Raw genomic sequence first — 25738 nt, 5'->3', positions numbered from 1 at the left:
GTAGGAGCACTGCCGTGCCCGAGGGGCATACGATCCACCGCCTCGCCCAGGACCACACCGAGCGGTTCGCCGGGCGGCCGGTCCGGGTGAGCAGCCCCCAGGGCCGGTTCGCCGAGAGTGCGGCCCTGCTCGACGGACGGGACCTGGAGGGCGCCGAGGCGCACGGCAAGCACCTCTTCCTGGAACTCGGCGACACGTGGATCCACATCCACCTCGGCCTGTTCGGAAAGCTCGGCTTCGGCCCCGCCCCGGCGCCCCCGGCCACGGATACGGTCCGGCTGCGGCTGCTCAACCCGGAGCACTGGGCCGACCTGCGCGGCCCCACCGCCTGCGCCCTGATCGGCGAAGCCGAGAAGAAGGCGATACACGAACGGCTCGGCCCCGACCCGCTGCGCCCGGCCGACGACCCGGACCGCGCCTGGAAGCGGATCTCCCGCTCCCGCACCACCGTCGCCGCCCTGCTGATGGACCAGAAGGTGATCGCCGGCGTAGGCAACGTCTACCGCGCCGAGGTCCTCTTCCGGCACGGCATCGACCCGTACCGCCTGGGCAAGGACCTCACGCGCGGCGAATGGGACGCCATGTGGGCCGACCTGGTGGTGCTGATGCGCGAGGGCGTACGGAACAACCGGATCGACACCGTCCGCGACGAACACCTGCCCGAGGCGATGGGCCGCCCGCCGCGCGTGGACGACCACGGCGGCGAGGTGTACGTCTACCGCAGGGCGAACATGCCGTGCCACATCTGCGGTGCCGGGGTCCGCACCGCCGACCTCGCGGCCCGCAACCTGTTCTGGTGTCCGGACTGCCAGCAGCGCTAGCCGCGCGGAACACCGGTCCCGCCGACCGGCCCCGGCCGCCCCGGGACGGGGTGGCCGGGGGAGCCGTCCGCACGGGCCCCGCGGCCAGGTGGTCCGCGGCGGGCCGACCGCGGCGGTGCCGGCCCCCGGTCGCGGTTTCGGTCAGAAGCCGTGGGGGAGCCAGGGGGACACGTCGGACGTGAACGCCCGCGAGGCCGCCGTCAGGGCGCCCGGGCGCAGCTCGCGCACCCGGCCGGCCGCCGCCATGGAGGCCAGGGTGATCCCGCCGAGGTACGCCGAGCCCAGCTCCCGTATCGACAGCTCCAGGTCCGCCGGGTCCGCGGTCCGGGTGCAGCCCACCGAGCCGTCCGTACCGGCGACGAGCCGCCAGCGCCCCTCGTTCCACGGGCAGAACGCGTCCTCGACGTCCAGCACCACGTCCAGGGGGGCGCCGTACGTTCGTGCCTCCAGGGCCGCCGGCAGGTCCACCAGCCGCAGGTGCAGCGAGTCGCGCAGGCTCGGCTGCGCCCGCCGCACGTCGCTGACCAGGTGGAGCAGCGGATCGTCCGCCGGCCGCTTGCGGGCCCGTACCGTGGAGGTCAGGTCGATCTCGAAGAGGTAGCGCCACAGCGCGGCCGTCGCCGCAGGGTCCAGCGCATCGAGATCGGCCACCTCGACCTTGCCCTCCGGACCGTGCGCCTCCCAGTCGGCCCTGACCCGGTAGCGCGCGTACCCGGCCACCTCGCCGTCCGCCCGCTCCGCCACCACGCACTTCAGAGGCGAAGCGCCCCCGCGCCCCGACTCGGGGTCCAGCACCACCACCCGCTCCCAGCCGGGCTGCCGCGCCGGCATGCCGGGCCTCCGGGCGACCAGTGCCGCGTACACCTGCTCGCAGTCCGGCAGCGCCTTCAGCGGATCGACGAGCCGCAGCCGCACCTCGTCCGTCCCCGGCGGCACCGACAGCCGTACGCGTGCGGTATCGACGCTCACGGACAGCTCGTACGTCGCGGTGCCGTAGCCGAAACGCCCGTAGATCGCCGGCTCCGAGGCGGTCAGCACGGCGAGCGGCTCGCCACCCGCCCGGACGTCGTCCAGCTGGCGCCGCATCATCGACGTGAGCACCCCGCGGCGGCGGTGCGTGGGCGCGACCCCCACCATCGTGACCCCGGCCGCCGGCACCAGCGCCCCGCCCGGCACCGACAGGCGGAAGGAAAAGGCGCCAGCCGAGCCGACGCAGGCCTCGCCGTCCCAGACGCCCAGCGAGCGCCCGAACTCCGTCAGGGACTTGTAGAGTTCCCGCTCCTGGGCAGACTCCGGCACCCCGCCGAAAGCCAGTTCCAGGTGGTCGTACCAGACATCCCACTCATCGGCTTGCAATACGCGCATCTCAAGAGCCATACGGCCATCCTTACCAGGACATTCCGGCACAGTCGAAGGGTTTTCGACGAGCCGGGACCCCCCGGTCCGGGGGTCCCCCTGCGCGCGCGCAGCCAGGATGGATAGGGTCCCGAAGCAATGGCCGGAGCACGCACGGAGACGCTCATGGCCCGGACGCGCATGCTGTCGCACCGGGCCCGCACAGCCCTGCGCAAATCCGCCGTCGACTACTTCCGCGGCGACGCCTCCGACTGGCTTGCCTTCGCCGGACTGCTCTTGACCGTGCCCGCGATCGCCTGCGGCACACTCATGCTGCCCGTCTGGTTCTCGCCGTCCGCCCTCGTCCTGCCGATCGTCGCGGGCGGCCTGCTGCTGCGCCCCGCGAGCCTGCTCGCCCTGTACGCGGCCTCCGCGGCGGCCCTCATCGTCGAAGCCCTGGTCCTCGGGCCGTACACCCTGGGCCCCGCCCGGGTCACTCCCGGGACGGTCCTGGTCGTGGCCGCCTGCGGATTCTTCGGACTGGTCATCGCGCAGTTCCGCAGCCGCGTCGGCGTGCCGTGGCGGCGCGGCGGCACCATGCTCTTCGACCTGCGCGAACGCATCCGGGTCCAGAGCAAGCTGCCCGCCCTGCCGCGCGGCTGGCACCGCGAGATGGCCCTGCGCCCGGCCGGCGGCCAGTCGTTCTCCGGCGACTTCGTCGTAGCCGCCCGCACGAACGGCGGCCGGACCCTGGAGGTCGTCCTGACCGACGTCTCCGGCAAGGGCATGGAGGCCGGCTCCCGCGCCCTGCTGCTGTCCGGCGCGTTCGGCGGCCTGCTCGGCGCCCTGCCCCCGCACGGCTTCCTGCCCGCCGCCAACGGCTACCTGCTCCGCCAGGACTGGGACGAGGGCTTCGCCACCTCCATCCACCTCGTCCTGGACCTGCAGACCGGCGACTACGAACTCCTCTCCGCCGGCCACCTGCCCGCCCTCCAGCTCTCCGCGGGCACCGGCCGCTGGCAGGAGAAGTCCGGCGAGGGCCCGCTGCTCGGCGTCTACGACGGCGCCGAGTTCGAACCCGCCCGCGGCAACCTGCGCCGCGGCGACGTCCTCATGCTCTTCACGGACGGCCTGGTCGAGACCGCCGACCGCGACATCAGCGAGGGCATCGACCGGCTCACCGGCGAAGCCGACCGCTACGTCGCCGCAGGCTGGGAGGGCGCCGCCTGGCACCTGATCGAAAAGGTCGCCAAGGACGTCAACGACGACCGCGCCCTGCTGCTGATCCGCCGCTCGCCCTGACCCCCCTACGGGAGTCTTCGACCTCCTTACGGGGGTTTTCCCCACCACCGATCCGCCTGGCTCCGCCATGTCCGCCCCCGCACCCCCGTCCGTAGCGTCGACACCACGAACGGCACACCGGCCCGGTCCGGGCGGTGAACACGGAAGGCGGCACACCATGGGGCTCCGGCGGAGCAGGCGGCAGCGCGAGAGCGAGCAGGCGGCGTACGACAGCGCGGCCGCCGTCGAACTGCGCGGCGTACGACGCACATACGGACGCGGCGCCGCCACCGTGCACGCCCTGCGCGGGATCGACCTCAGCCTGCCCCGCGGCAGCTTCACCGCCGTGATGGGCCCCTCAGGCTCCGGCAAGTCCACCTTCCTACAGTGCGCGGCCGGACTCGACCTGCCCACCGCAGGCTCCGTCCGCCTCGGCGGCACCGAGATCACCGGCATGAACGAGAACGAACTCACCGAACTGCGCCGCAGCCGCCTCGGCTTCGTCTTCCAGGCCTTCAACCTGCTGCCCTCCCTCACCGTGGAGCAGAACGTACTGCTCCCGATGCGGCTCGCCGGCGGACGCCAGGACCGGGACCGGGCCGCCGACCTGCTCGCCCGCGTCGGCCTCGAAGGCAAGGGCCGGCGCCGCCCCGCCGAGCTCTCCGGCGGGCAGCAGCAGCGCGTCGCCATCGCGCGCGCCCTGGTCACCCGGCCCGACGTCGTCTTCGCCGACGAACCCACCGGCGCCCTCGACACCACCACCGCCACCGAAGTCCTCGGACTCCTCCGGGCCGCCGTGGACTCCCTCGGCGCCACCATCGTCATGGTCACCCACGACCCGGCCGCCGCCGCCCACGCCGACCAGGTGCTCTTCCTCGCCGACGGGCTGATCGCGGACCGGCTGCCGCACAGCTCCGCCGCGACCATCGCCGCCCGGATGACCGTCCTCACCGCCCCGGCGTACGCGGGAGCGGCCGCCTGATGCTGCTCCGCCCGAACGGCCTGGCCCGGGCGGCGGTGCGCTTTCGCCCCGCCGCCTTCGCCGGCACCTTCATCGCCCTGCTCATGACCGTCACCATCGTCTCCGCCTGCGGCATCCTGCTGGAGAGCGGAGTCCGGGCGGACGTCCCGCCGACCCGGTACGCCCACGCCCCCGTCGTGGTCGCCGCCGACCAACAGATCCGCCAGCAGGTGGGCAGCGGCGACGGCGCGTACGAGGAAGTGGTACGGGTCCCGGAGCGGGCCAGGGTCGACGCCGCCCTACTGGAACGGCTGGCCCCGCTCGGGCGGACCGTGCCCGACGTGGTCTTCCCCGTACGCGGCGACGCGGGCGCCGCCGTGGAGGCCTCGGGCTGGGGCTCCGCCGCCTTCACCCGTGCGCAGCTCACCAGGGGCCGGGCGGCTGCCGCCCCGGGCGAGGTCGTACTGGGCACCGGTGCGGGTGCGGGTGCCCGTGCCGGTGCCGGCGCGGGTGGCGGTGCGGGCACGAGCGCAGGCGCCGGCGCAGGCGCCCCGGGAGACCGGATCACGCTCGACACCCCGGTCGGCAAGCGGCAGTTCCTCGTGGTGGGACACGCCGGCGGCACCGGAGTCTGGTTCTCCGACGCCGAAGCCCGCACCCTCTCCGGACACCCCGGAGCCCTCGACGCCGTCGTCCTCCTCGACGCCGACCCGGCCCGGGTCCGCGCCGCCGTCGACGGCCGCGCCCAGGTGCTGACCGGCTCCGCCCGCGCCGTGGACCCGCAGCTCGCGGGCGCCAGGGAACTCCTGATGGCGCTCGGCGGATCCTTCGGCGGCACCGCCACCCTCGTCGCCGTCTTCACCGCCGCCGCGACCGTGGCCCTGTCCGTCGGTCAGCGCTCCCGCGAGTTCGCTCTGCTGCGCGCCGTCGGCGCCACCCCGCGGCAGATCCGCCGCACCGTCGCCACCGAAGCCCTGCTCGTCGCACCGGCCGCAGGCCTACTGGGCTGCATACCCGGCATCGGCCTCGCCGCCTGGTGGTTCGGACAGCTCCGGGCCAAGGGCGCCATCCCGGCCGGCGTCGAACTCACCGTCTCCTGGATCCCCCTCGTCGCAGCCGTCGGCACCGGCCTCGTCACCGCCCTGCTCGCCGGCTGGGCCGCCGCCCGCCGACCCGCCCGGATCCGGCCCGGCCGCGCCCTCGCCGAAGCCGCCGTGGAACGCCTGCGCCCGGGGTGGATCCGTACGCCCCTGGGCATCGCCGCCCTCGCCGGCGGCATCGCCTGCGCGGCCCTGGCCACCACCGGCCGCGGCGAGGACGCCGCCAACGCCGCGCTCGGCGTCGTCATGCTCTTCATGCTGGCCGTGGCCCTGCTCGGCCCCCTGATCGCCCGCGCCTGCGCCGCCGTACTCGGCCTCCCGCTGCGCGCCGGCGGCCCGTCCGGCTCGCTCGCAGCCGCCAACTCCCGGACCAACGCCCGCCGGTTCGCCTCCGCCATCACCCCCATCGTGCTCGCCATGGCCTTCTCCTCGACCCTGGTCTTCCTGCACACCAGCGAGGAACGGGCCGTCCGCCAGCAACAGGAAGCCGGACTGCTCGCCGACCACGTGATCGCCGACCCGCCCTCCGACGCCACCCGCGCGGGCGTCGCGATCACCCGCACCTCCGTCCTCGCGATGTCCGGCACCGGCGCCGAACGCTCGCTGCGCCCCGCCTCAGCACAGGGCGTCGCCGGCGACCTCACCACCGTCCAGGACCCGGGCGTACGCGAAGGCAGCCTCGCCGCGCTCCGGCCCGGCACCGTGGCCGTGGACCGCAGCCTCGCCGACTCCGCACACGCCACCGTCGGCGACCACATCGAACTCCGCCTCCCCGACGGGGCCCCGGTCACCCCCGAAATCGTGGCCGTCTACACCCGCGGCCTCGGCCTCGGCCAGATCACCCTCCCGGCGGCGGACCTCACCGGCCACACCACGGCCGGGCACCCCACCGAACTCCTGATCCGCGGCCCGGTCCCGTCAGGCCTCGGCCCGGCAGTGACCGCCTCGGCCTGGACCACCGCCCAGAACCTGGACCGCGAGGTCAACGCCTGGGCCAACACCACCATGGCGGCCGTCCTCGGCGGCTTCGCCGCCGTCACCGCCGCGAACACCCTCGTGATGACCGTCCTCGACCGCCGCCGCGAACTGCGGATGCTGCGCCTCGTCGGCTCCACCCGCCGCCAAGTGCTCCGCATGCTCCGTTGGGAGGCCCTCCTGATCGGCGGCACGGGCGTCGCCCTCGGCAGCGCGATCGCCCTGGCCACCCTGTTCCCGCTGACCAAGGCCCTCACCGGGGCGCCCCCGCACATCCCACCCGTGCTGTACGCCTCCTTCGCAGCCACTGCCCTGGCCCTGGGCCTGGCCGCCACCCTCCTCCCGGCCCGCTGGGCCCTGCGCCGGGGCGGGACGACCGTGCCGGCGTAGCCGAACCGGATGCGCCGGGGCTGGGCAGCAGGGCCGGCCGGCGCACTCGGGTCCGCGCCACCGCGTAGCCGGCGCTCCGGCCCGAACCGCCGGCGTACGCCCGCCCGCCGCCCGTCCGGCTACGGCGGCTCCGGCACGGTGCAGCCCGTACGCGGTACGCCGTCTGCCGGGCCCACCGAGCCGGACGGGACGGACGGGGCGGTCAGCGGGCCATGGCCTTCCAGGGGCCGATCCCGAGCTTCCCGGTGTTCCCGAGGTCGACGGAATGGCCCAGCTCCAGTTCCACCCGGGGCGCACCGGCCCGCGGCGTCACCTCCACCACCCATCCCTCTGCGGCGGGCACCGTCGTATCGGTCACCAGGTTCCGCCACACCATCCCGACCGCGGCCGCCTGACCGGGCCGGAGCTCCACCTGCTGCGGATCACCGTCCACGCCGGTCGGTGCACCGGTGATCCCCTCACCGCCGTGCACGACCGTCACCTCCACGGGGGCCCGTTTCCTGTCCAGCAGCCGGACCTCCGGATAGCCCTGGAGCACGTACGGCTGCGCACCGCAGTTGACCAGCTGGATGTCGGCGACCCGGAGCCCCATCGCGGAATCCCCGCTCCCCTCCCGCAACCGCACGCCCCCCTCGGGACAGTCCTCCGGCTGCGGGGAGCCGGCCGAGGGTCCGGGCTGCGGGGAACGGGGGGCGGGCGCGGCCCCCACCGGATCGGGCCCCGGCGCCGCCGCGGGCGGGGGCGGCGTATCGCACCCCACCACCAGCCCCGCCAAGCAGAAGACTCCGACAACCCCCACGACCCACCGAGTCCCCACCATCCCCCGACCCTACGCCGCCCTCCAGCCCCGCCGGCGTTTGAGGCGCGGGGTCCGGGGCGGAGCCCCGAAGGCCCGGGCGCGGCCCGGGGCCGCTCGCGCAGCGGCGCGGCACGGGAGCCGGCGGACCGCCGGACCGGCCAATAACCCCCGATTGGCCGGTCCGCCGCGCCCGCCGGGTCCCTACCGTGCCCCCATGGACCGCACGCTCGCCTCCGACCTCGCCCGCCTCCCCGACCTCCTGGAGGCCACCCGCCGCACCGCCGCCGACGCCCTAGAAGCCCTGGACGCCCGTCCCGTCGTACCGCTCGTACCCCACGTATCCCTGACCCCGCCGCAAGCGGAGCCGCCCCTCCCCGTCCACGCCACCGGCACGGAATCCGCCCTCGACGAGTTCGCGCAGCGCTGGGCGCCGCGCCTCTCCGCCTCCGCCGGCCCCCGCTACCTCGGTTTCGTCACCGGCGGAGCCACCCCCGCCGCCCTCGTCGGGGACTGGTTGACCTCCGTCCACGACCAGAACTCCAACTCCGCCCTGGACGGCGCCGGCCAGGACCTCGAACGCGAAACCACCACCTGGCTCCGCGAGCTCTTCGGCCTCACCGACGCGCACACCGGGACCTTCGTCAGCGGCGCCACCATGTCCAACACCACCGGCGTCGCCATCGCCCGCGAGTGGCTCGGCGAACGCCTCGGCGTCTCGCCCTCCGAGGACGGCGCGGCAGCCCTCGGCCCGGTGCGCGTCCTGTCCGGAGCCCCGCACTCCTCCATCGCGAAGGCCCTGTCCGTCCTCGGCCTCGGCCGCGGCTCCCTCGTCCCCGTCCCCACCCTCCCCGGCCGCGAGGCCGTCGATCCCGCCGCCCTGGACCGCGCCCTCGCCGACACCTCCGGCCCGGCCGTCGTCGTCGCCAACGCCGGCACCGTCAACACGGTGGACTTCGACGACCTCCGAGCGATCTCCGCTCTCCGCGAACGCCACGCGTTCTGGCTCCACACAGACGCCGCGTTCGGCGCCTTCGCCGCCCTCTCCCCGGAGCACGCCCACCTCGTCGACGGCCTCGACGACTCCGACTCCGTCTGCATCGACCTGCACAAGTGGTTGAACGTCCCCTACGACAGCGCGGTCCAGTTCACCCGCCGCCAGGACCTCCAGGCCCGGGTCTTCCAGAACGCCGCCGCCTACCTCGGCCCCCTCGGCGACCACCCCGACCTGGTCCACCTCACCCCCGAGAACTCGCACCGACTGCGCGCCCTCGCCGCCTGGTTCACGCTGCGCGCGTACGGCCGCGAAGGCCACCGCGAGATCGTCGAGCGCGACATCGCCTGCGCCCGGGCCCTCGGCGCCGAACTGGAGCAGGACCCCGCCTTCCGTCTGCTGGCCCCGGTCCACCTGAACGTCGTCTGCTTCACCCTCGCCGAAAACCCCACGCAGGCCCGCCTGACGGCCCTGCGGGAGGCGGCTCAGGAGGAGGTCTTCGTCACCCCCACGGTCTACGCGGGAACCCCCGCCCTGCGTGCGGCGTTCTCCAATTGGCGTACCACGCAGGCCGACGTGCGCCGGGCCGCGCGGGCCCTGCGTAAGGCGGCGGCACAGGGGGCACACGCGACACGGACGGCACGGACGGCAGCGAAGGGGACCACATGACGCAGCAGCAACCGCTGACCCTGATCGAGGTCGAGGCGCTGGCGCGCTCCGCGCACGAGGGCCAGACCGACAAGGCCGGCCGGCCGTACGCGGAGCACCTCGCGGCCGTCGCCGAGGGAGTCCGCGCCCGCGGCGGCAGCGCCGAACAGCAGGCGGCGGCCTGGCTCCACGACGCGGTCGAGGACGATGCGCTCAGCCGGGAGTGGCTGGATTCCGCCGCGCTTCCCCAGCCCGTCAAGGACATGGTGCTGGCGGTCACCAAGCGCGCCGGCGAACCGCCGGAGGAGTACGCGGCCCGGATCCTCGCCACCCCGGGCGCCCTCCTGGTCAAGGAGGCCGACCTGGAGCACAACGCGGACCCCGCGCGGCTCTCCGTGCTGGACGGCCCCACCCGGGAACGATTGTCCGCGAAGTACGCATATGTCCGCTCCCTCCTCGGTCTCACCGGGCCGTGACACCGACCCCACAGCCGAAACATGTCCGGTGCAGCAGCGGTTGGCGGGAACGCGCCGGTGTCGATTCGCCACGGGGCGGATAGCCGGGGCCCGTTGGTGGGAGGATGGTCCATGTGGGTGCGTGCGCGGCCGTGCGCCCCGGGCCGACCAGGGGACGACCGAAGGTGTGATCAGTAGTGGCCATTTCGCTGTCAGTGGTGGTTCTGTTGGCGGTCATCCTGGTGGTGCTCGTCCGCGGCAACCACATCAAGGCCGGCCCCGCGATCGTCGCGGTCCTCTTCGGCTTCTTCCTGGCGTCCAGCTCCATCGCGCCCGACGTCAACCGCTTCCTCAACTCCCTCGCCGACACCATCGCGGGGATCAAGCTCTAGTCCGGCAGCCGCCGGTCCCACCCGTACGGGGGCCGGCCTACCCTGCCGATCGCCGGCATTCCAGGTCGGAGTTCACCTGGCCGCCCAGCGTCATGACGTTGAGGGTGGCCGAATTCTCGTTGGCGATCGCCTGCTCCACCCGGGACACGAGCGTCGTGTACGCATCGCGCTCGGACAACCCGGCGTACGGCCCGACCCCGGTCTCGAAGTAGACGCGCTCGTGCCCCAGCAGCTGCTCGGTCGACCGGTAGTTCTTCCACTGCTCCCGGTACCGGTACACGCTTTCCAGTGACACGGAGACGACGACGAGCAGGCTCAGGACGGTGGCGCTGATCCGGGCGAACCGCACGTCGAGATTGACCAGCACGGGCACGAGCGCCCCGCCGACGACCGACAGGGTCCGCATCCGTAAATAGACGGCCTTGCTCCGCACGGCCTTGCGGTCGTACCACTGCTGGTACTGACTCAGCCGCGTCTCTACGTACTCCCGTGCCCCGCCCGCCCCCGACATGCGGGGAGTACACAACCTCCCCCCACCGCCGTCAAGACCGTCCGCGAGATGCCGCAGGACGAACCGGACGATAAGATGAAGATCGCCATGAGCACGGCGTAACGGAGCGAGAATTTCCCCCCCGGCGCCCCCGTGCGACCGCTGCCGCGGGTATCGGAGCCGTCACGCCCCACCGGCCGCACCGTCAGCGTCCAAGGCAGGTCGAATGATGAACCGGACACGTCGTCTTGCAGCACTCACGCTCTTGCTGGCTCCCGCCCTCGCTGTGGGCCCCGCCGTAGCCGCCCACGCCTCGACCACCACGGCCCCCGCGGCCGCGAAATGCAACGTCGAGTTGGATTCAGCCGGCAAGTACCACGTATGGGGTCAGGGATTCCCCGCCGGCACGACGGTGACCTACTCCGGCTCCACCTCGGGCTCGGTCCCCATCGACAAGTCGGGAAGGTTCGACCTCGGAGGCCTCAGCGGGGGCAAGTACCAAGTCAAGACGGCCGACGGCAAGACCACGGTCACGTGCACGGCGGTCCACTACTGAGACGAAACGACGAAGGGCCAGGCGGAGGAAACGTCCTCTGACCTGGCCCTTCGTGCTTCAGAGCGGGCGACGGGAATCGAACCCGCGTAGCTGGTTCGGAAGATCGCGTACGCACCTCCTGCCCGAGCAGCCACCCCACTGACCTGCACGTTCCCACCAGCCTCCCCGCAGTTCCCCGAGACTCCCCATGCGGAGCCATCCCATCAGGCACGCGGGGCACGTCTAGTTGGAACGTTGTGGCTCGATTGCGCGTGTCCCCTCCGTGGACGGGCCACGTTGTACACCCCAGGGGCGGCCGGAGCGTCTGCGAACCTCCGGACGGTGCGGGTCGGAGAGTTCCGCCCTCAGGGCACTCTCCAGTAGCGCAAGCCCTTCCTGCACGGCTTCAAGAGGCGCCCGCTCCGTCGTACGCGTCCGGCTGAGGATCACGGACTGTGCTGACAGGAACCTGCCTCGCAGATCCTCAATGGCGGTCTGGACGGGCTCTGACGCGATGAGGGAAGCCTCGACGCCCCACTTATAGGCCGTTCCCCGCGTCTCGGAGAGCCGGCCGTCGTCCTCGTCGAGCCAGATCGAAACCAGCGAATCATGCCAGCCGTACATCGCGATCAGGAGGTCGCGGTACAGGCCCTTCTTGTCATCCAGCCAACGCACGCGTTCCGCGTACGCTCGCTGCTCTCGTTGCTGGCGCAGCTGCCCACGCTGAGCCAGCCAGGCGCCCGCGAATCCCGCCAGCGCACCTACGGTCGTGCCTGCAAGTCCCGTCAGAGCCGCGTCCATGGCCGCTTCTTAGCAGGCGAGAGCTGCGTCTGTCGGGCAAAGGGTGAGATCAGCGCAGATCCCACCGGCGACACGCGGCCTTCTGGATCCCGAGGAGCGACGCTTCCTCGGCAGTCGCCTGCCGCGGCTTCGGCTGCTCAACGGCATGGTTGACCGCAATCCCGATCGCGGCCATCCGGTTCACGACGCCCCCGCCCGCGTGCGGCCCACCTCCGGCAGGACGACGAGCGTGCCGGCGGTGAGTTCGTACGCCTCCCAACTGGTCGACGGCTGCACCGGTCGAGCATCAGCAAGGAACTCGTAGACAGTCCGCACGCACAGGTCGCCTTCGGCGATCCCGAGCCGCGCCGCGATCTCGGCCGGGGCCGGCACCTTCGCTTCGGTCCGGCTCTCCCCGTTCCCCTGCTTGCCCAGCGCCCGCACGTCGGCCCGGAACGGTGAGCCGCCCGGCTGCCCCCTGGCCGAGGAACGAGCCGCCTCCACGCGCACACGCTGCGGCGGCGCGGCCACGTACGTCCCGGACCCCGCCCGCCCCTCCAACACGCCTTGGGAGATCAGCAACTCCTGCGCCCGCCGGAGACCTACGCAGTGGTGAAGGTGGCACCGTGCTCTGAGCTTGGGAATCACCGATCTTCACGCGTCCATTACCGCCTTGACCGGCGCGAACGGGTGCCACGGAGAACGCTAGGGCTCGCCATGGCACCCGCCTTTGACCGCCGTTGTCCGTCCTACCTGGCACGGCTAGGGCACGGGCAGCATCTGATCCGTACGCGCGTTCACCCCGGATGCGTGCCCCGTGGACAGTGTCCGAAGGTCGGCGGAGCGGGTGGGTGGCGGTGCCTCCAGGGCTGCACGGCGGTGTTTCAGCCTGTGCAGCCCAGGACACTTCCGGGCGGAGCGCAGTTGTCCGGGGTGTTGTTACGAACCACGGACCGGTCGAGGGTCAAGGAGCCGCCGGCCTTGTAGATGCCGCCGCCACTGCCGGGGCCGCCCGTCGCGGTATTGCGTTGCACCGTGGAGCGGGTCACCGTCAGCGTTCCTTGGTTCCAGATGCCGCCGCCGAAGGGGGCAGTGTTGCTGTACACCGTGGAGCTGGAGACCGTCATCTCGCCCAGGTAGTTGAGGATGCCGCCGCCGTCACTCACTCTCGCGGTGTTGTGGTGCACCGACGAGCGGATCAGCGTGACCGTTTGGCCGGCGAGGTAATTGAAGATGCCCCCGCCATTGTCTCCGGAATTGCCGAACACACTGGAGTCACGCACCGTGAGGGACCCGTTGTTGTTGATTCCGCCGCCGGCGCCGATTGAGTAGTTGTCCCTCACCGTGGAGCTGACCACCGTCAGCGTGCCCAGGTTGTGGATGCCTCCACCCGCGCCTGAGGGCGCCGTGTTGTCTCTCACCGTGGAGTGGCTCACCGTCAACGTGCCCTGGTTGTTGACGCCGCCGCCGGAGGACGCAGCGCTGCCATGGGTGAGGATCACGTGGTCCAGGAGAACCCGGGCTCCGCTGCCGACCGTGACGGTGGAGCCCGCCTGGTTACCGTCGAGCACCGCCCCACCGACGCCCCACAGGGTCAGGTCCTTGTCGATGGTGAAGGGGCCGGTACAGGTCCCTCTCACCAGCAGGGTGTCGCCGGGCGAAGCGGCGGTAATGGCGGGCTGCAGGGCGTTGGGGTTGGCGCTGCAGCTCACCCAGGTCACCTGGGCAGCCGCGGCTGGTACCACTCCCGCCAGGCAGGCTGCCCCTGCCACTACCGCAACTGTCGCCTGTGGCAGCCAGCGGCGCCGTAGGAACCTGCTTACTTCGATGAGCATCTGGCTTCTCCCGGCCTTTCAGTACGCATATGCGGGAAAGGGGTACGCCCTGACGTCGTTCTCTCAGTGCGGCGCGAGCGCCCCGCGAACGAACATGTGGTGCCCCGGCCGGGCAGCGCGGCATCGGGGGCGATCGGCCTGTCCCTCGAATAGTCCGACAAACCTGCCTGATCGGACTACGCGGACTGTTCGGGCTTGAGGAACCTTCAGAGGATCCAACGGGAACTGATCTTCGGCACGCCCAGGAACGTTCGGTCTTTGCGGACGATCTCTCTGCCGAAATGCACGGTCAGCACGGTTGCTGTGCTTGTCTGCTGTACCGCATCTCCTGTCAGTGCTGCATGGCACTGTGCCGCCATGACGACCAATGCAGAGCTCACCCTCTTCGCCGACTACTTCCAGATACACCTAACCGATGCGGATTCGGACGGTGATCTAGGCGATGCGTGGACGGCCCAGGCCGTTGCCGATCATCTCGCGGTTGCACGGGATGCACTGGGCATCGGCACGGCTGTCAATGTCAACGTATCTGTCACTGTTGTCGTCCTGCCTCAGGAGCCGAGTGATGACAGCACGGAATTTGATCACGTGGTTGAGGCCAGCCTCGATGTGTCGTTGGGCCGCATGATGGTTCTGGGTTGCACGGATTACGGCCCCGATGCGGCTACGTTCGAGGTCCCGCCAGGCTGGAACCGTGTTCGCGTGTCCCGAAGCAACTTGGCTCGGGCAGCTCAGGCCGACATCGACTCTGACGAGAGCCCCGAAACCACTGAGAAGATCCGTATCCAGGTGTGGCCAGCCCCGGAATTTCCAGCAAAGATCATCAAACGGTGGTCGCAGCCCGGCGACGAGCTCGACGCATAGGTCGGCGGCATGACCACACAGCGAAGCCTGACCCGCGACGAGGCCGTCCTCTTGGTCCAACGCCTTCTGGACGGCGATGCCACCGAGCCAGAGGCAGACAAGATCATCGCAACTCTCCAACGCGGCCTGGCCTGCCCTCACATCAGCAACTACATGTACTGGGACTTTGACCCCGCACTGAGCGCCGAGAAGGTCGTAGACCGCGCCATGGCGTACAAGCCGATCGCGCTCTGACCCCAGGCCTGCGCGGTAAGACGGGACAGGCCAAGGGCATGAGTCGAGCCCCACAGGCCGGCGGTGCCGTCACTCACCAACATGCCCCCGGCGGGGGCCTCAGGCTCCAGGATGGCGGGGGCGTCGCGGCTGCCGGCCGGTAAGGGTTGAGGCGGGAGCTGGTGGCTGCGGATGTGGGGGCCCTCTTCGTCCAGGGCGTCCAGGAGGCGGATCGCGTAGACCTCGGACATGCGGCTGCTACCCCTTCCCGGGGTCAGCCAGGTCACCGCGGTCGACTCATCGGACGTACGTTCTGTGCCGCCGGAGGGCTCGCAGCGGAAGACCAGGGCGACGATGCCGCGGGTGGGTGTTCTCGTAAACCCCGGTGAGCGTGTCGATCTCGACCTCTATGCCCGTTTCCTCCAGGACCTCACGGCGGACGCCGGCCTCCGGGGACTCGGTGAGTTCGAGGACTCCGCCCGGGAGCTCCCCAATGCTTTTGTCCGCTCGGCGGATCGCCAGGAGTCGGCCGTCCTCGCGCAGCACGGCCCCGGCCACGGACACGGAATGCAGCACGAGCTTGCTCAGCGCGTCGGCGATCAACCGGTCCCGGTCGGCGCTGGCGTGTTGCTAGATCAGTGCGGCACGGGCGGTGCTGTGCCCCATCCGGGCCATCAACTCCCGCGTGCTCGCCCCGGTTGAAGCGGCCAGGGAGTTCCCGGTGTGCCGCAGATCATGGAAGTGCAGCCCCTTGATCCCGGCCTTCCGACAGGCCTTGTGCCACAGCGGGTTGAAGTGGTTCTGGCGAGGAGTCGCCCCCTTTGCCCCGATGAACACGCGCCCGTCGGCCCCGAGCTCGGCGACGGCGCGCCGGACCCGCAGGGTCCCCTGTTCAAGGTCGGTGTCCCGCCGGTGCAGTCCGATCAGCTCGCCCCACCGCAGCCCGAGGAAGCCGGCCATCAGGACGAGGACCCGGAGCCCCTTTGATCTGGCACGGGTTCCGCCTGATCATTTGATCGGACAACGCCGTCCCCAGAATGGCCCTGAGCAGGGCGTATGCCTTGGCCACGGCGGTCTGCCCGGTCCCGCTGGCCAGCTTGTCGGCCCGCCAACGCCGTACGAGTGGCGCTGAAATCTCCGCCATGTTGACGGCGCCGAAGACGGGCTTCAAATGGCCTTTACGCCGTCGCTTTCCAGCCATCAGGCAGCCACCAGCCCACACCGACGAGGCTCGACGGTGTTGGCGGCGGTGTACGCGTACACGGCGCTCTCGGGGATCCGCACGCGCCGCCCGACCTTCACGTAGGTGATCCGACGCTCCTCGACCAGCCGCCGAGGAAATCTCACGGTGGTCCCGAGCAGCTCGGCGACCTGGACGACGGACAGGTATCGATCAGCCATGCTGCTCCCCCTTCAGGGCTTCGCGGGCGGTCTCTCGGTTGAGCTGGATGTCGCGGGCGACGGGTGGCGGCGAGGACCGACTCCCCCGGGCTGCGCCCGTGGCCGGCGTACTGCCAGGAGACGAGGACGAGCACGCTGTCCGGCTCGATGTCGTCCAGGCCACGGGCTTCGCGTTCCTGGGCGGCGCGGTAGTCGGCGCGGGTCTGGCGTAAGGCCCCGAGGGTGGTCGAGTAGGAGCGCGACTTCGTGGAGAAGTGACCGCGGAAGCCGAGCATGTGCGACCAGGCGGCGAGGCGCCGGTCCGGATAGAGCGGGTCGAGGTCGAAGCGGGCCCCGATCAGGCGTGCGGTGTGGTCCGGCACGTGGAGGAGCACCAGCGCCTCGCGATTCCCGACGCGCCAGTTGAGCGTGCCGGTGTTCTCGGCCGCCTTGGTCGCGTACCCAACGGAAGGTTCGGGCGGGCTGGTCTCCAGCCGCCGGGACTTTGACCGCCACGCGGAAGGACACGCGCAAGGGCAAGGGGCATGTAGGACTGATCGCTGACCCCGGGAATGACTAAGGGCCAGGCGGAGGAAAAATCCTCTGACCTGGCCCTTCGTGCTTCAGAGCGGGCGACGGGAATCGAACCCGCGTAGCTAGTTTGGAAGACTAGGGCTCTACCATTGAGCTACGCCCGCAACACGTGCGCCGCAGGTCCGGGGACCGCGGCACGGACAGCATCCTAGCGGGTCGGGCCGGGGGAGTGCACACTCCATTGCGCGCCCGCGGTGCGGCGTCCTGAAACGTTCGTTCAAAACCCCGCGCATCAGAGGGTCTCCAGGCATGTACCCTACGTGTCGCACCGACGGGGTGTGGCGCAGCTTGGTAGCGCGTCCGCTTTGGGAGCGGAAGGTCGTCGGTTCGAATCCGGCCACCCCGACCACCAGCATCGCCATCGCAAGATCGCGTTGTGGGCTGATTGCCGCTTGCGGTTACTATGCAAGCTGCGTGCCCGTGTGTCTGATGTACCGGGCCGAATCCGCCGAACCGCTGAATCGCAGCGTGGACGCAGAACCCCAAGCAGTCAGCCACAAGGAGACCGAACCGTGAAGAGCGCCGTGGAGACCCTGAACCCGACTCGGGTTCGGCTCACTGTTGAGGTGCCCTTCGAGGAGCTCAAGGACAGCCTCGACGCGGCGTACAAGAAGATCAACCAGCAGGTCACGGTGAAGGGCTTCCGTAAGGGCAAGATCCCCGCCCGGGTCATCGACCAGCGCTTCGGCCGTGGTGCGGTGCTGGAGGAGGCCGTCAACGACGCGCTCCCGAAGTTCTACACCGAGGCCGTCAACGAGGCCGACCTGAACCCGCTGGGCCAGCCCGAGGTCGACATCACGGAGCTGAAGGACGGCGAACTGCTGGCCTTCACCGCCGAGGTCGACGTCCGCCCCGAGATCGAGATCCCGGACTACTCCGGCATCGAGGTCGAGGTCGACGCGGTCGAGGTCTCCGACGAGGACATCGAGAAGTCGGTCGAGCAGCTGCGCGGCCGCTTCGCGTCCACGAACGACGTCGAGCGCGCCGCCGCCGAGGGTGACGTCGTCACCCTCGACCTGGAGGCCAAGGTCGACGGCGAGGTGCTGCCCGACGGCGTCGCCTCCGACGTCTCGTACACCATCGGCTCGGGCGAGCTCCTCGACGGCATCGACGAGGCCGTCAAGGGCCTGGAGGCCGGTGGCGAGGCCACCTTCACCTCCCAGCTGAAGGGCGGCTCCGCCGAGGGCAAGGACGCCGAGGTCACCGTCAAGGTCTCCAAGGTCTCCGCCCGCGAGCTGCCGGAGCTGGACGACGAGTTCGCGCAGATGGCGAGCGAGTTCGACACCCTTGAGGACCTCAAGGCGGACAGCCGCAAGCGCCTTGAGAACATGAAGCAGTACGACCAGGCCACGCAGGCCCAGGAGCGCGTCCTGGAGAAGCTGCTGGAGCTCGTCGAGGTGCCGATCCCCGAGAAGCTGCTTGAGGACGAGGTCAACACCCGCAAGCACAACCTGGAGCACCACCAGCTCGGCCAGATGGGCCTGACCATCGAGAAGTACCTGGAGTTCCAGGGCAAGACGGTCGAGGAGTTCGACGCCGAGACCAAGGACCAGGCGATCAAGGGCATCAAGACCCAGTTCGTCCTGGACGCGCTGGTCAACAAGGAGAAGCTGGGCGTCGACCAGGAGGAGCTCACCGAGCACCTCATGCGCCGTGCCGCTTCCTCCGGCATGTCCCCCGACCAGTTCGCGCAGGCCGTCGTCGAGGGTGGCCAGGTGCCGATGCTCGTCGGCGAGGTCGCCCGCGGCAAGGCCCTCGCGGTCGTCGTCGAGGCCGCCAAGGTCGTCGACACCAACGGTGAGGTCGTCGACCTGTCCGACGACGAGGACGAGGTCGAGACGGCCACGGAGACCGTCGAGGCCGCTGTCGAGGGTGACGCCGAAGAGGCCAAGTAACACCCTGGGTGCCGCCCCGCGCGGCACCCGCTGAGCAGCATCCCGAAGGGCCCGTACGCAGCCGTGTACGGGCCCTTCGGCGTACCGTCGCGAGGGCCCCTCCCGGTGGCCCGCACAGGGCCCGCAGCCGGCCCGCGCAGAGCCCGCGGACCTTGCGCTCCGAGCGAACAGTTCGGGAAGCGGGATGGCGTTGTCCGACCTGCGCGTTAGGGTCCATGAATACGAGGGCACGGGAGTACCCGGACGCCGACGGCCACGGCCGCCGACCGGTCCGCGCCCCAGAACGAGACGCTGAGACGGCATGTGGCCGTCGGAGACGAGCAGGTGGATACGTGACGAATCTGAAGCCTTACGCCGCGGGTGAGCCGTCCATCGGTGGCGGCCTCGGCGACCATGTCTACAACCGGCTGCTCGGCGAGCGCATCATCTTCCTCGGCCAGCAGGTCGACGACGACATCGCGAACAAGATCACGGCGCAGCTCCTCCTCCTGGCCGCGGAGCCGGAGAAGGACGTCTACCTGTACATCAACAGCCCGGGCGGCTCGGTGACGGCGGGCATGGCGGTCTACGACACCATGCAGTACATCCCGAACGACGTCGTCACCATCGGCATGGGCATGGCGGCCTCCATGGGCCAGTTCCTGCTCACCGGCGGCGCCCCGGGCAAGCGCTTCGCGCTCCCGAACACGGACATCCTGATGCACCAGGGCTCCGCCGGCATCGGCGGCACCGCCTCGGACATCAAGATCCAGGCCGAGTACCTGCTGCGCACGAAGCAGCGCATGGCCGAGATCACCGCCCACCACTCCGGCCAGACCGTGGAGGCGATCATCCGCGACGGCGACCGCGACCGCTGGTTCACCGCGGAGGAGGCCAAGGAGTACGGCCTCATCGACGAGATCATCTCCGCCGCGTCGCTGGTCCCGGGCGGCGGCGGCACCGGGGCCTGATCCCGGCCCCGGCGCGCGGGGCCTCGTACGAGGCCCCGTACGCCCGCCCGCACCCGGCAAGCCCCAGCCCGCAGAACGCCACCAGGATGGTGAACACCCAGATGCACATGAACAACCTCTCTCCCGCGAGCGGCCTCTACACCGGCGCGCCGGTGGACAACCGCTACGTCGTCCCGCGCTTCGTCGAGCGCACCTCGCAGGGCGTGCGCGAGTACGACCCGTACGCGAAGCTCTTCGAGGAGCGCGTGATCTTCCTCGGCGTGCAGATCGACGACGCCTCCGCCAACGACGTCATGGCGCAGCTGCTGTGCCTGGAGTCGATGGACCCGGACCGCGACATCTCGATCTACATCAACAGCCCCGGCGGCTCGTTCACCGCGCTGACGGCCATCTACGACACGATGCAGTTCGTGAAGCCGGACATCCAGACGGTCTGCATGGGCCAGGCGGCCTCCGCCGCCGCCGTCCTGCTGGCCGCAGGCACCCCCGGCAAGCGCATGGCGCTGCCGAACGCCCGTGTGCTGATCCACCAGCCGTCCGGCGGCACCGGCCGCGAGCAGCTCTCCGACCTGGAGATCGCGGCCAGGGAGATCCTGCGCATGCGTGACCAGCTGGAGACCATGCTGGCCAAGCACTCGACCACGCCGATCGAGAAGATCCGCGAGGACATCGAGCGCGACAAGATCCTGACGGCCGAGGACGCGCTCGCGTACGGCCTGATCGACCAGATCGTCTCGACCCGCAAGAACTCCCACTGACCCTTGCCGCCAGTTGGCGTGGGCACGTCGTCACATTCGGCGATGTGAACCACGTCAAGGGGGCCCCGTAGGGGGCCCCCGGCAAGGTACCGTCGGATATGAGGCACCAGGAGCGCTGAACCAAGCGTCTCCCAGGCGAAGGGGAAGCACCTCGTGGCACGCATCGGTGACGGCGGCGACCTGCTCAAGTGCTCGTTCTGCGGAAAGAGCCAGAAGCAGGTGAAGAAGCTCATCGCAGGACCCGGTGTGTACATCTGCGACGAGTGCATCGACCTCTGCAACGAGATCATCGAGGAGGAGCTCGCGGAGACCTCCGAGGTCCGGTGGGAGGAACTCCCCAAGCCTCGCGAGATCTACGAGTTCCTGGAGAGCTACGTCGTCGGCCAGGAGCCGGCGAAGAAGGCGCTCTCGGTGGCGGTCTACAACCACTACAAGCGCGTCCAGGCCGGCGAGAACGGCGGCGCGCAGGGCCGTGACGACGCGATCGAGCTCGCGAAGTCCAACATCCTGCTGCTGGGCCCGACGGGCTCCGGCAAGACGCTGCTCGCCCAAACGCTCGCGCGCATGCTCAACGTCCCGTTCGCCATCGCTGACGCGACGGCGCTGACGGAGGCCGGGTACGTGGGCGAGGACGTCGAGAACATCCTGCTCAAGCTGATCCAGGCGGCCGACTACGACGTCAAGAAGGCCGAGACCGGGATCATCTACATCGACGAGATCGACAAGGTCGCCCGCAAGAGCGAGAACCCGTCGATCACGCGCGACGTGAGCGGTGAGGGCGTGCAGCAGGCCCTGCTGAAGATCCTGGAGGGCACGACGGCTTCGGTCCCGCCGCAGGGCGGCCGCAAGCACCCGCACCAGGAGTTCATCCAGATCGACACGACGAACGTGCTCTTCATCGTGGGCGGCGCCTTCGCCGGCCTGGAGAAGATCATCGAGTCGCGTGCGGGCGCCAAGGGCATCGGCTTCGGGGCGACGATCCGCTCGAAGCGCGAGATCGAGGCGAGCGACCAGTTCCAGGAGGTCATGCCGGAGGACCTGGTGAAGTTCGGGATGATCCCGGAGTTCATCGGCCGTCTGCCCGTCATCACTTCGGTGCACAACCTGGACCGCGAGGCGCTGCTGCAGATCCTGGTGGAGCCGCGGAACGCGCTGGTGAAGCAGTACCAGCGGCTGTTCGAACTCGACGGCGTCGAGCTGGACTTCGAGCGCGAGGCGCTGGAGGCCATCGCGGACCAGGCGATCCTCCGCCAGACGGGCGCGCGCGGCCTGCGCGCCATCATGGAAGAGGTCCTGATGTCGGTGATGTACGAGGTCCCGTCCCGCAAGGACGTGGCCCGCGTGGTCATCACGGCGGACGTCGTCCGCTCGAACGTCAACCCGACGCTGGTCCCGCGCATCGTCCCGAAGGACCAGGGCCCGCAGGAGAAGTCGGCGTAGCCGTCACCTGACGCAACACGAGGAGGGGCGCCCCGGACATCCGGGGCGCCCCTCCTCGTTTTCAGGAGCGAGTCCGGCGCTGGGCGAGGGCCCGCGCCGGCCGCCCGTCCGGTCAGACCTTGGTCCGCGAGGTGTTGTAAAGCTTCGCCGCCAGCTTGGCGACGTCCTCCAGGGTGCCCTGGCTGCCGCCGGTCAGGAGCGTGGTCTGGTCCATGTGGTTGACCGCGCCCAGGGTGGAGTAGTCGCTCCAGGCGCAGGTGGGGAGCACGATCGAGTTGGGCTCGCCGGGCTTGGTCGTCTTCGTCGTGGTCATCTTGATCTCGACGCACTTCATGACCGCGCCCTTGAATCCGTCCGGCGTGAACGCCTTGGGGGAGCCGACCTTTTCGTACTTCAGGCCGAGCTTGTCGGTGTCCGGGTTGGGCGCGCCGATCGAGTTGAAATAGCCGTCGAGAGCCTTCTCCGGGTCATCGATCTGCCCCCAGAAGCCGCTCGCGGTCATCTGCTTGGCCTTGCCCGGGGTGCCGCTCAAGTACTGCTGGCTCGACTGGTGCGCGTCCTTGACGCCGATGGCCTCGGCCTTGGCCTTCTGCTCGCCCGTCAGGGGCGTGTCACCCTTCGCGGTGCCGACCGCCTGGTCGTTCTTCGCGTAGCTGTCGACCGAGGCCGGGTAGGTCAGCTTGTAGCCCTTGGTGTCCGCGGCCACCGAGCCCGAGGCGCCGCCGCCCTTCGTGAAGTACCAGCCGGCGCCGCCGATCGCCGCGACCGCGACGATAACCGCGATCACCACGCCCGCCTTCGACTTCTTCGGCGGCTGCCCGCCGTACGGGGGCTGCTGCGGCGGCATGCCCGGCTGCTGGTAGCCGTAGCCCGGCTGGGGCTGCTGCTGGGGCTGCTGCTGGGGGTAGCCCTGCGGGGGGACGCCCGGCGGGGGCTGCTGCGGGTAGCCGTAGCCGGGCTGCGGAGCGGGCTGCCCGTAGGGCCCCGGCTGCGGGCCTCCGTACGGTCCCGGCTGCTGCGGCTGCTGGCCGTACGGCCCAGGCTGGTTGTAACTCATGCCCGCGTCCCCCTTCAGGAATCCTTTATGTGTTTCAGACATCCTGACGGAAGCCGGAGCTGCGCAAGGCGCCGGGCCCCCCGATTACCGGTTTCATGACTGGACTGTTACGGCTCTAAACTGTGCCTCGTGACCGAGAACACGCAGACACCCAGCAGCCCCAACTCCGAACTGCCGACCGCGTACGCTCCGGCCGAGGTAGAGGGGAAGCTCTACGAGCGCTGGGTAGAGCGTGGCTACTTCACGGCCGATCCCGCGAGTGAGAAGCCCGCGTACACCATCGTCATCCCGCCGCCGAACGTCACCGGCTCCCTGCACCTGGGGCACGCCTTCCAGCACACGCTCATGGACGCCCTGACCCGCCGCAAGCGGATGCAGGGCTTCGAGTCGCTGTGGCTGCCCGGCATGGACCACGCCGGCATCGCCACCCAGAACAAGGTCGAGCAGCAGCTCGCCGAGGAGGGCAAGTCCCGCCACGACCTGGGCCGCGAGGAGTTCGTCGAGCGGGTCTGGCAGTGGAAGGAAGAGTACGGCGGCAAGATCCTCGGCCAGATGCGTCGCCTCGGTGACGGCGTCGACTGGTCTCGTGAGCGCTTCACCATGGACGAGGGCCTGTCCAAGGCCGTCCAGACGATCTTCAAGAAGCTCTACGACGACGAGCTGATCTACCGCGCCGAGCGCATCATCAACTGGTGCCCCCGCTGTCTGACGGCCATCTCCGACATCGAGGTGGAGTACCAGGAGGACGCGGGCGAGCTCGTCTCGATCAAGTACGGCGAGGGTGAGGACACCCTGGTCGTCGCCACGACCCGCGCCGAGACGATGCTCGGTGACACGGCCGTCGCCGTCCACCCGGACGACGAGCGCTACAAGCACCTCGTCGGCAAGCTCATCAAGCTGCCGCTCACCGACCGCTCCATCCCGGTCGTCGCGGACACGCACGTCGACCCGGAGTTCGGCACCGGCTGCGTCAAGGTGACCCCGGCGCACGACCCGAACGACTTCGCCATCGGGCAGCGCCACGGCCTGCCCAACATGACGATCATGGACGAGCACGGCAACATCACCGTCCACGGCCCCTTCCTCGGCCTGGACCGCTTCGAGGCCCGGTCCGCGGTCGTCGGAGCGCTGCGCGAGCAGGGCCGGATCGTCTCCGAGAAGCGCCCCTACCTGCACTCCGTCGGGCACTGCTCCCGCTGCTCCACCACCGTCGAGCCGCGCCTGTCGCTGCAGTGGTGGGTCAAGGTCGAGACCCTCGCCAAGGCCGCCGGTGACGCGGTCCGCGACGACCGGGTCACGATCCACCCGAAGGAGATGGAGAAGCGCTACTTCGACTGGGTCGACAACCTCAACGACTGGTGCATCTCGCGCCAGCTGTGGTGGGGCCACCGGATCCCGGTCTGGTACGGCCCGGACGGCGAGATCGTCTGCGTCGGCCCGGACGACGAGGCGCCCACCGGCGAGGGCTGGCACCAGGACACCGACGTCCTCGACACGTGGTTCTCCTCCGGCCTGTGGCCGTTCTCCACGCTCGGCTGGCCGGAGAAGACCCCGGACCTGGCGAAGTTCTACTCCACCGACGTCCTGGTCACCGGCCACGACATCATCTTCTTCTGGGTCGCCCGGATGATGATGTTCGGCCTGTACGCCATGGACGGCGAGGCGCCGTTCAAGACGATCGCGCTGACCGGCCTGGTCCGCGACGAGCGCGGCAAGAAGATGTCGAAGTCTTTCGGCAACGTCGTCGACCCGCTGGACTGGATGGACAAGTACGGCTCCGACGCCGTCCGTTTCACCCTGGCCAAGGGTGCCAACCCGGGCACCGACGTGCCGATCGGCGAGGACTGGGTCCAGGCCTCCAGCAAGTTCGCCAACAAGATCTGGAACGCCACGCGCTTCGCGCTGATGAACGGCGCCACGATCGAGGGCGAGCTGCCCCCGGTCGAGCAGCTGTCCGCCACCGACCGCTGGATCCTGTCCCGCCTCAACAAGACGGTCGCGCAGGTCGACGCGTACTACGACGACTTCCAGTTCTCCAAGCTCAGCGAGGCGCTCTACCACTTCGCGTGGGACGAGGTCTTCGACTGGTACGTCGAGCTGTCGAAGACGACGTTCTTCGCGGGCGGCGAGCAGGCCAAGGTCTCCAGCCGGGTCCTCGGCGAGGTCATCGACGTCATGCTGCGGCTGCTGCACCCGGTGGTCCCGTTCGTCACCGAGACCCTGTGGACCACGCTGACCGGCGGCGAGTCGCTCGTGATCGCCGACTGGCCGAAGGACAGCGGCTTCCGCGACGCAGCCGCCGAGGCCGAGATCGAGGGCGTCCAGAGCCTGGTCCGTGAGGTCCGCCGGTTCCGCAAGGAGCAGGGCCTCGACGACAAGCAGAAGGTCCCGGCCCGCCTGGACCTGGCCGGCACCGCGCTGGCCGCGCACGAGGCGGCCATCCGCCAGGTGCTGCGCCTGCAGCCCGAGGGCGACGACTTCAGCGCCACCGCGACCCTCCCGGTCGCCGGCGCCACCGTCGCGCTCGACCTCTCAGGCACCATCGACGTGGCCGCCGAGCGCAAGCGCCTCACCAAGGACCTCGGCGCCGCCGAGAAGGAGAAGCAGCAGGCCGAGGCGAAGCTCGGGAACGAGGCCTTCCTGGCCAAGGCCCCCGACAACGTCGTGGACAAGATCAAGGGCCGGCTGGCCAAGGCGGAGGCGGACATCGCCCGCATCCAGGCCCAGCTGGACACTCTGCCCGCCGCGTAACACGTACGAACGGTGAACCCTCGGCCCCCGAGCACATTGCTCGGGGGC

Annotated in this window: 23 protein-coding genes, 2 tRNA genes and 3 pseudogenes; 16 read left to right on the top strand and 12 right to left on the bottom strand. The window is 70.4% G+C overall.

Annotation, left to right across the window (positions count from 1 at the left end):
* The first annotated feature begins 14 nt into the window (after window positions 1-14).
* Entirely contained in the window at window positions 15-821 is an 807-nt protein-coding gene (locus OHA65_RS13915) for a DNA-formamidopyrimidine glycosylase family protein (RefSeq protein WP_327283439.1), read from the top strand.
* Window positions 822-962: 141 nt separating this feature from the next.
* On the opposite strand, the gene OHA65_RS13910 is transcribed toward OHA65_RS13915, so the two are convergent.
* A complete protein-coding gene (locus tag OHA65_RS13910; protein WP_328762756.1) occupies window positions 963-2198 on the bottom strand; it encodes a GNAT family N-acetyltransferase in 1236 nt (411 codons plus the stop codon).
* 144 nt (window positions 2199-2342) lie between these two features.
* On the opposite strand from OHA65_RS13910, the gene OHA65_RS13905 reads away from it, so the two are divergent.
* From OHA65_RS13905 to OHA65_RS13895, 3 genes are all read left to right on the top strand, one after another.
* Window positions 2343-3458 carry a PP2C family protein-serine/threonine phosphatase gene (locus OHA65_RS13905; protein WP_371643545.1) on the top strand — a complete coding sequence of 372 codons (1116 nt, stop codon included), beginning with the start codon at window positions 2343-2345 and terminating at the stop codon, window positions 3456-3458.
* A gap of 157 nt (window positions 3459-3615) precedes the next feature.
* Window positions 3616-4419 (top strand): ABC transporter ATP-binding protein, encoded by an 804-nt coding sequence (locus tag OHA65_RS13900; RefSeq protein ID WP_328762755.1) that lies wholly within the window; start codon window positions 3616-3618, stop codon window positions 4417-4419.
* Entirely contained in the window at window positions 4419-6863 is a 2445-nt protein-coding gene (locus OHA65_RS13895; RefSeq protein WP_405761936.1) for an FtsX-like permease family protein, read from the top strand. Before OHA65_RS13900 ends, OHA65_RS13895 begins: the two co-directional genes overlap by 1 nt.
* Before the next feature lie 202 nt (window positions 6864-7065).
* Here OHA65_RS13895 and OHA65_RS13890 read toward each other — a convergent pair whose 3' ends face one another.
* Window positions 7066-7683, bottom strand: coding sequence for a DUF4232 domain-containing protein (locus OHA65_RS13890; protein ID WP_405761935.1), 618 nt, complete (start codon window positions 7681-7683; stop codon window positions 7066-7068).
* Window positions 7684-7876: 193 nt separating this feature from the next.
* Here OHA65_RS13890 and OHA65_RS13885 point away from each other — a divergent pair, with 193 nt between their 5' ends.
* The 3 genes from OHA65_RS13885 to OHA65_RS13875 all read left to right on the top strand — a co-directional run bounded on the left by OHA65_RS13885 (window position 7877) and on the right by OHA65_RS13875 (window position 10148).
* Window positions 7877-9322, top strand: a complete 1446-nt coding sequence (locus OHA65_RS13885) for a pyridoxal-dependent decarboxylase (RefSeq protein WP_327283432.1) — start codon at window positions 7877-7879, stop codon at window positions 9320-9322.
* On the top strand, window positions 9319-9777 hold the full coding sequence (locus OHA65_RS13880) for an HD domain-containing protein (protein WP_327283431.1): 459 nt from the start codon (window positions 9319-9321) through the stop codon (window positions 9775-9777). Before OHA65_RS13885 ends, OHA65_RS13880 begins: the two co-directional genes overlap by 4 nt.
* Window positions 9778-9953: 176 nt before the next feature.
* Window positions 9954-10148, top strand: coding sequence for a hypothetical protein (locus OHA65_RS13875; RefSeq protein ID WP_030297273.1), 195 nt, complete (start codon window positions 9954-9956; stop codon window positions 10146-10148).
* 37 nt (window positions 10149-10185) lie between these two features.
* On the opposite strand, the gene OHA65_RS13870 is transcribed toward OHA65_RS13875, so the two are convergent.
* A complete protein-coding gene (locus OHA65_RS13870) occupies window positions 10186-10659 on the bottom strand; it encodes a DUF4231 domain-containing protein (protein ID WP_327283430.1) in 474 nt (157 codons plus the stop codon).
* A gap of 265 nt (window positions 10660-10924) precedes the next feature.
* On the opposite strand from OHA65_RS13870, the gene OHA65_RS13865 reads away from it, so the two are divergent.
* On the top strand, window positions 10925-11194 hold the full coding sequence (locus OHA65_RS13865) for a hypothetical protein (RefSeq protein WP_405761932.1): 270 nt from the start codon (window positions 10925-10927) through the stop codon (window positions 11192-11194).
* Window positions 11195-11416: 222 nt separating this feature from the next.
* Here the strand turns inward: OHA65_RS13865 and OHA65_RS13860 are convergent, their stop codons facing one another.
* From OHA65_RS13860 to OHA65_RS13850, 3 genes and pseudogenes are all read right to left on the bottom strand, one after another.
* A complete protein-coding gene (locus OHA65_RS13860) occupies window positions 11417-11974 on the bottom strand; it encodes a hypothetical protein (RefSeq protein WP_327283428.1) in 558 nt (185 codons plus the stop codon).
* A gap of 73 nt (window positions 11975-12047) precedes the next feature.
* Window positions 12048-12601 (bottom strand): annotated as a pseudogene (locus OHA65_RS13855) (UTRA domain-containing protein); the annotation flags it as partial.
* A 236-nt stretch (window positions 12602-12837) separates the two neighbouring features.
* Entirely contained in the window at window positions 12838-13665 is an 828-nt protein-coding gene (locus tag OHA65_RS13850; protein ID WP_327283427.1) for a hypothetical protein, read from the bottom strand.
* A gap of 480 nt (window positions 13666-14145) precedes the next feature.
* Between OHA65_RS13850 and OHA65_RS13845 the strand changes: the two genes are divergently transcribed.
* Window positions 14146-14652, top strand: a complete 507-nt coding sequence (locus OHA65_RS13845) for a hypothetical protein (RefSeq protein WP_328762751.1) — start codon at window positions 14146-14148, stop codon at window positions 14650-14652.
* A 9-nt stretch (window positions 14653-14661) separates the two neighbouring features.
* Window positions 14662-14886, top strand: a complete 225-nt coding sequence (locus tag OHA65_RS13840) for an e9imm peptide (RefSeq protein ID WP_328762750.1) — start codon at window positions 14662-14664, stop codon at window positions 14884-14886.
* 161 nt (window positions 14887-15047) lie between these two features.
* On the opposite strand, the pseudogene OHA65_RS13835 reads toward OHA65_RS13840, so the two are convergent.
* From OHA65_RS13835 to OHA65_RS13815, 5 genes and pseudogenes are all read right to left on the bottom strand, one after another.
* A pseudogene (locus OHA65_RS13835) lies at window positions 15048-15408 on the bottom strand (NUDIX hydrolase); the annotation flags it as partial.
* Between the two features lie 87 nt (window positions 15409-15495).
* Window positions 15496-15825 (bottom strand): tyrosine-type recombinase/integrase, encoded by a 330-nt coding sequence (locus tag OHA65_RS13830; protein ID WP_328762749.1) that lies wholly within the window; start codon window positions 15823-15825, stop codon window positions 15496-15498.
* Window positions 15826-16065: 240 nt separating this feature from the next.
* Complete coding sequence (locus OHA65_RS13825) at window positions 16066-16266, bottom strand: excisionase family DNA-binding protein (protein ID WP_327283425.1); 201 nt, start codon at window positions 16264-16266, stop codon at window positions 16066-16068.
* Window positions 16259-16758, bottom strand: a pseudogene (locus tag OHA65_RS13820) (replication initiator); the annotation flags it as partial. The gene OHA65_RS13825 and the pseudogene OHA65_RS13820, both read right to left, overlap by 8 nt.
* A 114-nt stretch (window positions 16759-16872) precedes the next feature.
* Window positions 16873-16943: transfer RNA gene (locus tag OHA65_RS13815), tRNA-Gly, on the bottom strand.
* A 168-nt stretch (window positions 16944-17111) separates the two neighbouring features.
* On the opposite strand from OHA65_RS13815, the gene OHA65_RS13810 reads away from it, so the two are divergent.
* From OHA65_RS13810 to clpX, 5 genes are all read left to right on the top strand, one after another.
* Window positions 17112-17188 (top strand) — tRNA-Pro (locus OHA65_RS13810).
* Window positions 17189-17351: 163 nt separating this feature from the next.
* Entirely contained in the window at window positions 17352-18734 is a 1383-nt protein-coding gene (tig, locus tag OHA65_RS13805) for a trigger factor (protein WP_327283424.1), read from the top strand.
* 332 nt (window positions 18735-19066) lie between these two features.
* Window positions 19067-19684 carry an ATP-dependent Clp protease proteolytic subunit gene (locus OHA65_RS13800; protein ID WP_327283423.1) on the top strand — a complete coding sequence of 206 codons (618 nt, stop codon included), beginning with the start codon at window positions 19067-19069 and terminating at the stop codon, window positions 19682-19684.
* A gap of 86 nt (window positions 19685-19770) precedes the next feature.
* Window positions 19771-20442 (top strand): ATP-dependent Clp protease proteolytic subunit, encoded by a 672-nt coding sequence (locus OHA65_RS13795; RefSeq protein ID WP_323179072.1) that lies wholly within the window; start codon window positions 19771-19773, stop codon window positions 20440-20442.
* 153 nt (window positions 20443-20595) lie between these two features.
* The gene (clpX, locus tag OHA65_RS13790) at window positions 20596-21882 is read left to right on the top strand and encodes an ATP-dependent Clp protease ATP-binding subunit ClpX (protein ID WP_030297265.1); all 1287 of its coding nucleotides are present in this window, start codon (window positions 20596-20598) and stop codon (window positions 21880-21882) included.
* A gap of 112 nt (window positions 21883-21994) precedes the next feature.
* Here the strand turns inward: clpX and OHA65_RS13785 are convergent, their stop codons facing one another.
* The gene (locus OHA65_RS13785) at window positions 21995-22939 is read right to left on the bottom strand and encodes a hypothetical protein (RefSeq protein WP_327283422.1); all 945 of its coding nucleotides are present in this window, start codon (window positions 22937-22939) and stop codon (window positions 21995-21997) included.
* A 129-nt stretch (window positions 22940-23068) separates the two neighbouring features.
* On the opposite strand from OHA65_RS13785, the gene OHA65_RS13780 reads away from it, so the two are divergent.
* On the top strand, window positions 23069-25690 hold the full coding sequence (locus tag OHA65_RS13780; protein WP_327283421.1) for a valine--tRNA ligase: 2622 nt from the start codon (window positions 23069-23071) through the stop codon (window positions 25688-25690).
* Window positions 25691-25738 lie beyond the last annotated feature (48 nt).

The sequence above is a fragment of the Streptomyces sp. NBC_00045 genome (genome assembly GCF_045041095.1).
Taxonomy (GTDB): Bacteria; Actinomycetota; Actinomycetes; order Streptomycetales; family Streptomycetaceae; genus Streptomyces.
Note: the sequence above shows the minus strand (reverse complement) of the source record. Positions and strands in the feature narration are given on the sequence as shown.

Excerpts from the sequence above, each read along its gene's own strand:
- OHA65_RS13910 (WP_328762756.1), bottom strand. The coding sequence starts at position 2,198 with ATGGCTCTTGAGATGCGCGTATTGCAAGCCGATGAGTGGGATGTCTGG.
- OHA65_RS13905 (WP_371643545.1), top strand. The coding sequence starts at position 2,343 with ATGGCCCGGACGCGCATGCTGTCGCACCGGGCCCGCACAGCCCTGCGC.
- OHA65_RS13900 (WP_328762755.1), top strand. The coding sequence starts at position 3,616 with ATGGGGCTCCGGCGGAGCAGGCGGCAGCGCGAGAGCGAGCAGGCGGCG.
- OHA65_RS13895 (WP_405761936.1), top strand. The coding sequence starts at position 4,419 with ATGCTGCTCCGCCCGAACGGCCTGGCCCGGGCGGCGGTGCGCTTTCGC.
- OHA65_RS13890 (WP_405761935.1), bottom strand. The coding sequence starts at position 7,683 with ATGGTGGGGACTCGGTGGGTCGTGGGGGTTGTCGGAGTCTTCTGCTTG.
- OHA65_RS13885 (WP_327283432.1), top strand. The coding sequence starts at position 7,877 with ATGGACCGCACGCTCGCCTCCGACCTCGCCCGCCTCCCCGACCTCCTG.
- OHA65_RS13880 (WP_327283431.1), top strand. The coding sequence starts at position 9,319 with ATGACGCAGCAGCAACCGCTGACCCTGATCGAGGTCGAGGCGCTGGCG.
- OHA65_RS13870 (WP_327283430.1), bottom strand. The coding sequence starts at position 10,659 with ATGTCGGGGGCGGGCGGGGCACGGGAGTACGTAGAGACGCGGCTGAGT.
- OHA65_RS13860 (WP_327283428.1), bottom strand. The coding sequence starts at position 11,974 with ATGGACGCGGCTCTGACGGGACTTGCAGGCACGACCGTAGGTGCGCTG.
- OHA65_RS13845 (WP_328762751.1), top strand. The coding sequence starts at position 14,146 with ATGACGACCAATGCAGAGCTCACCCTCTTCGCCGACTACTTCCAGATA.
- OHA65_RS13840 (WP_328762750.1), top strand. The coding sequence starts at position 14,662 with ATGACCACACAGCGAAGCCTGACCCGCGACGAGGCCGTCCTCTTGGTC.
- OHA65_RS13830 (WP_328762749.1), bottom strand. The coding sequence starts at position 15,825 with ATGGCCGGCTTCCTCGGGCTGCGGTGGGGCGAGCTGATCGGACTGCAC.
- OHA65_RS13825 (WP_327283425.1), bottom strand. The coding sequence starts at position 16,266 with ATGGCTGATCGATACCTGTCCGTCGTCCAGGTCGCCGAGCTGCTCGGG.
- OHA65_RS13795 (WP_323179072.1), top strand. The coding sequence starts at position 19,771 with ATGGTGAACACCCAGATGCACATGAACAACCTCTCTCCCGCGAGCGGC.
- OHA65_RS13785 (WP_327283422.1), bottom strand. The coding sequence starts at position 22,939 with ATGAGTTACAACCAGCCTGGGCCGTACGGCCAGCAGCCGCAGCAGCCG.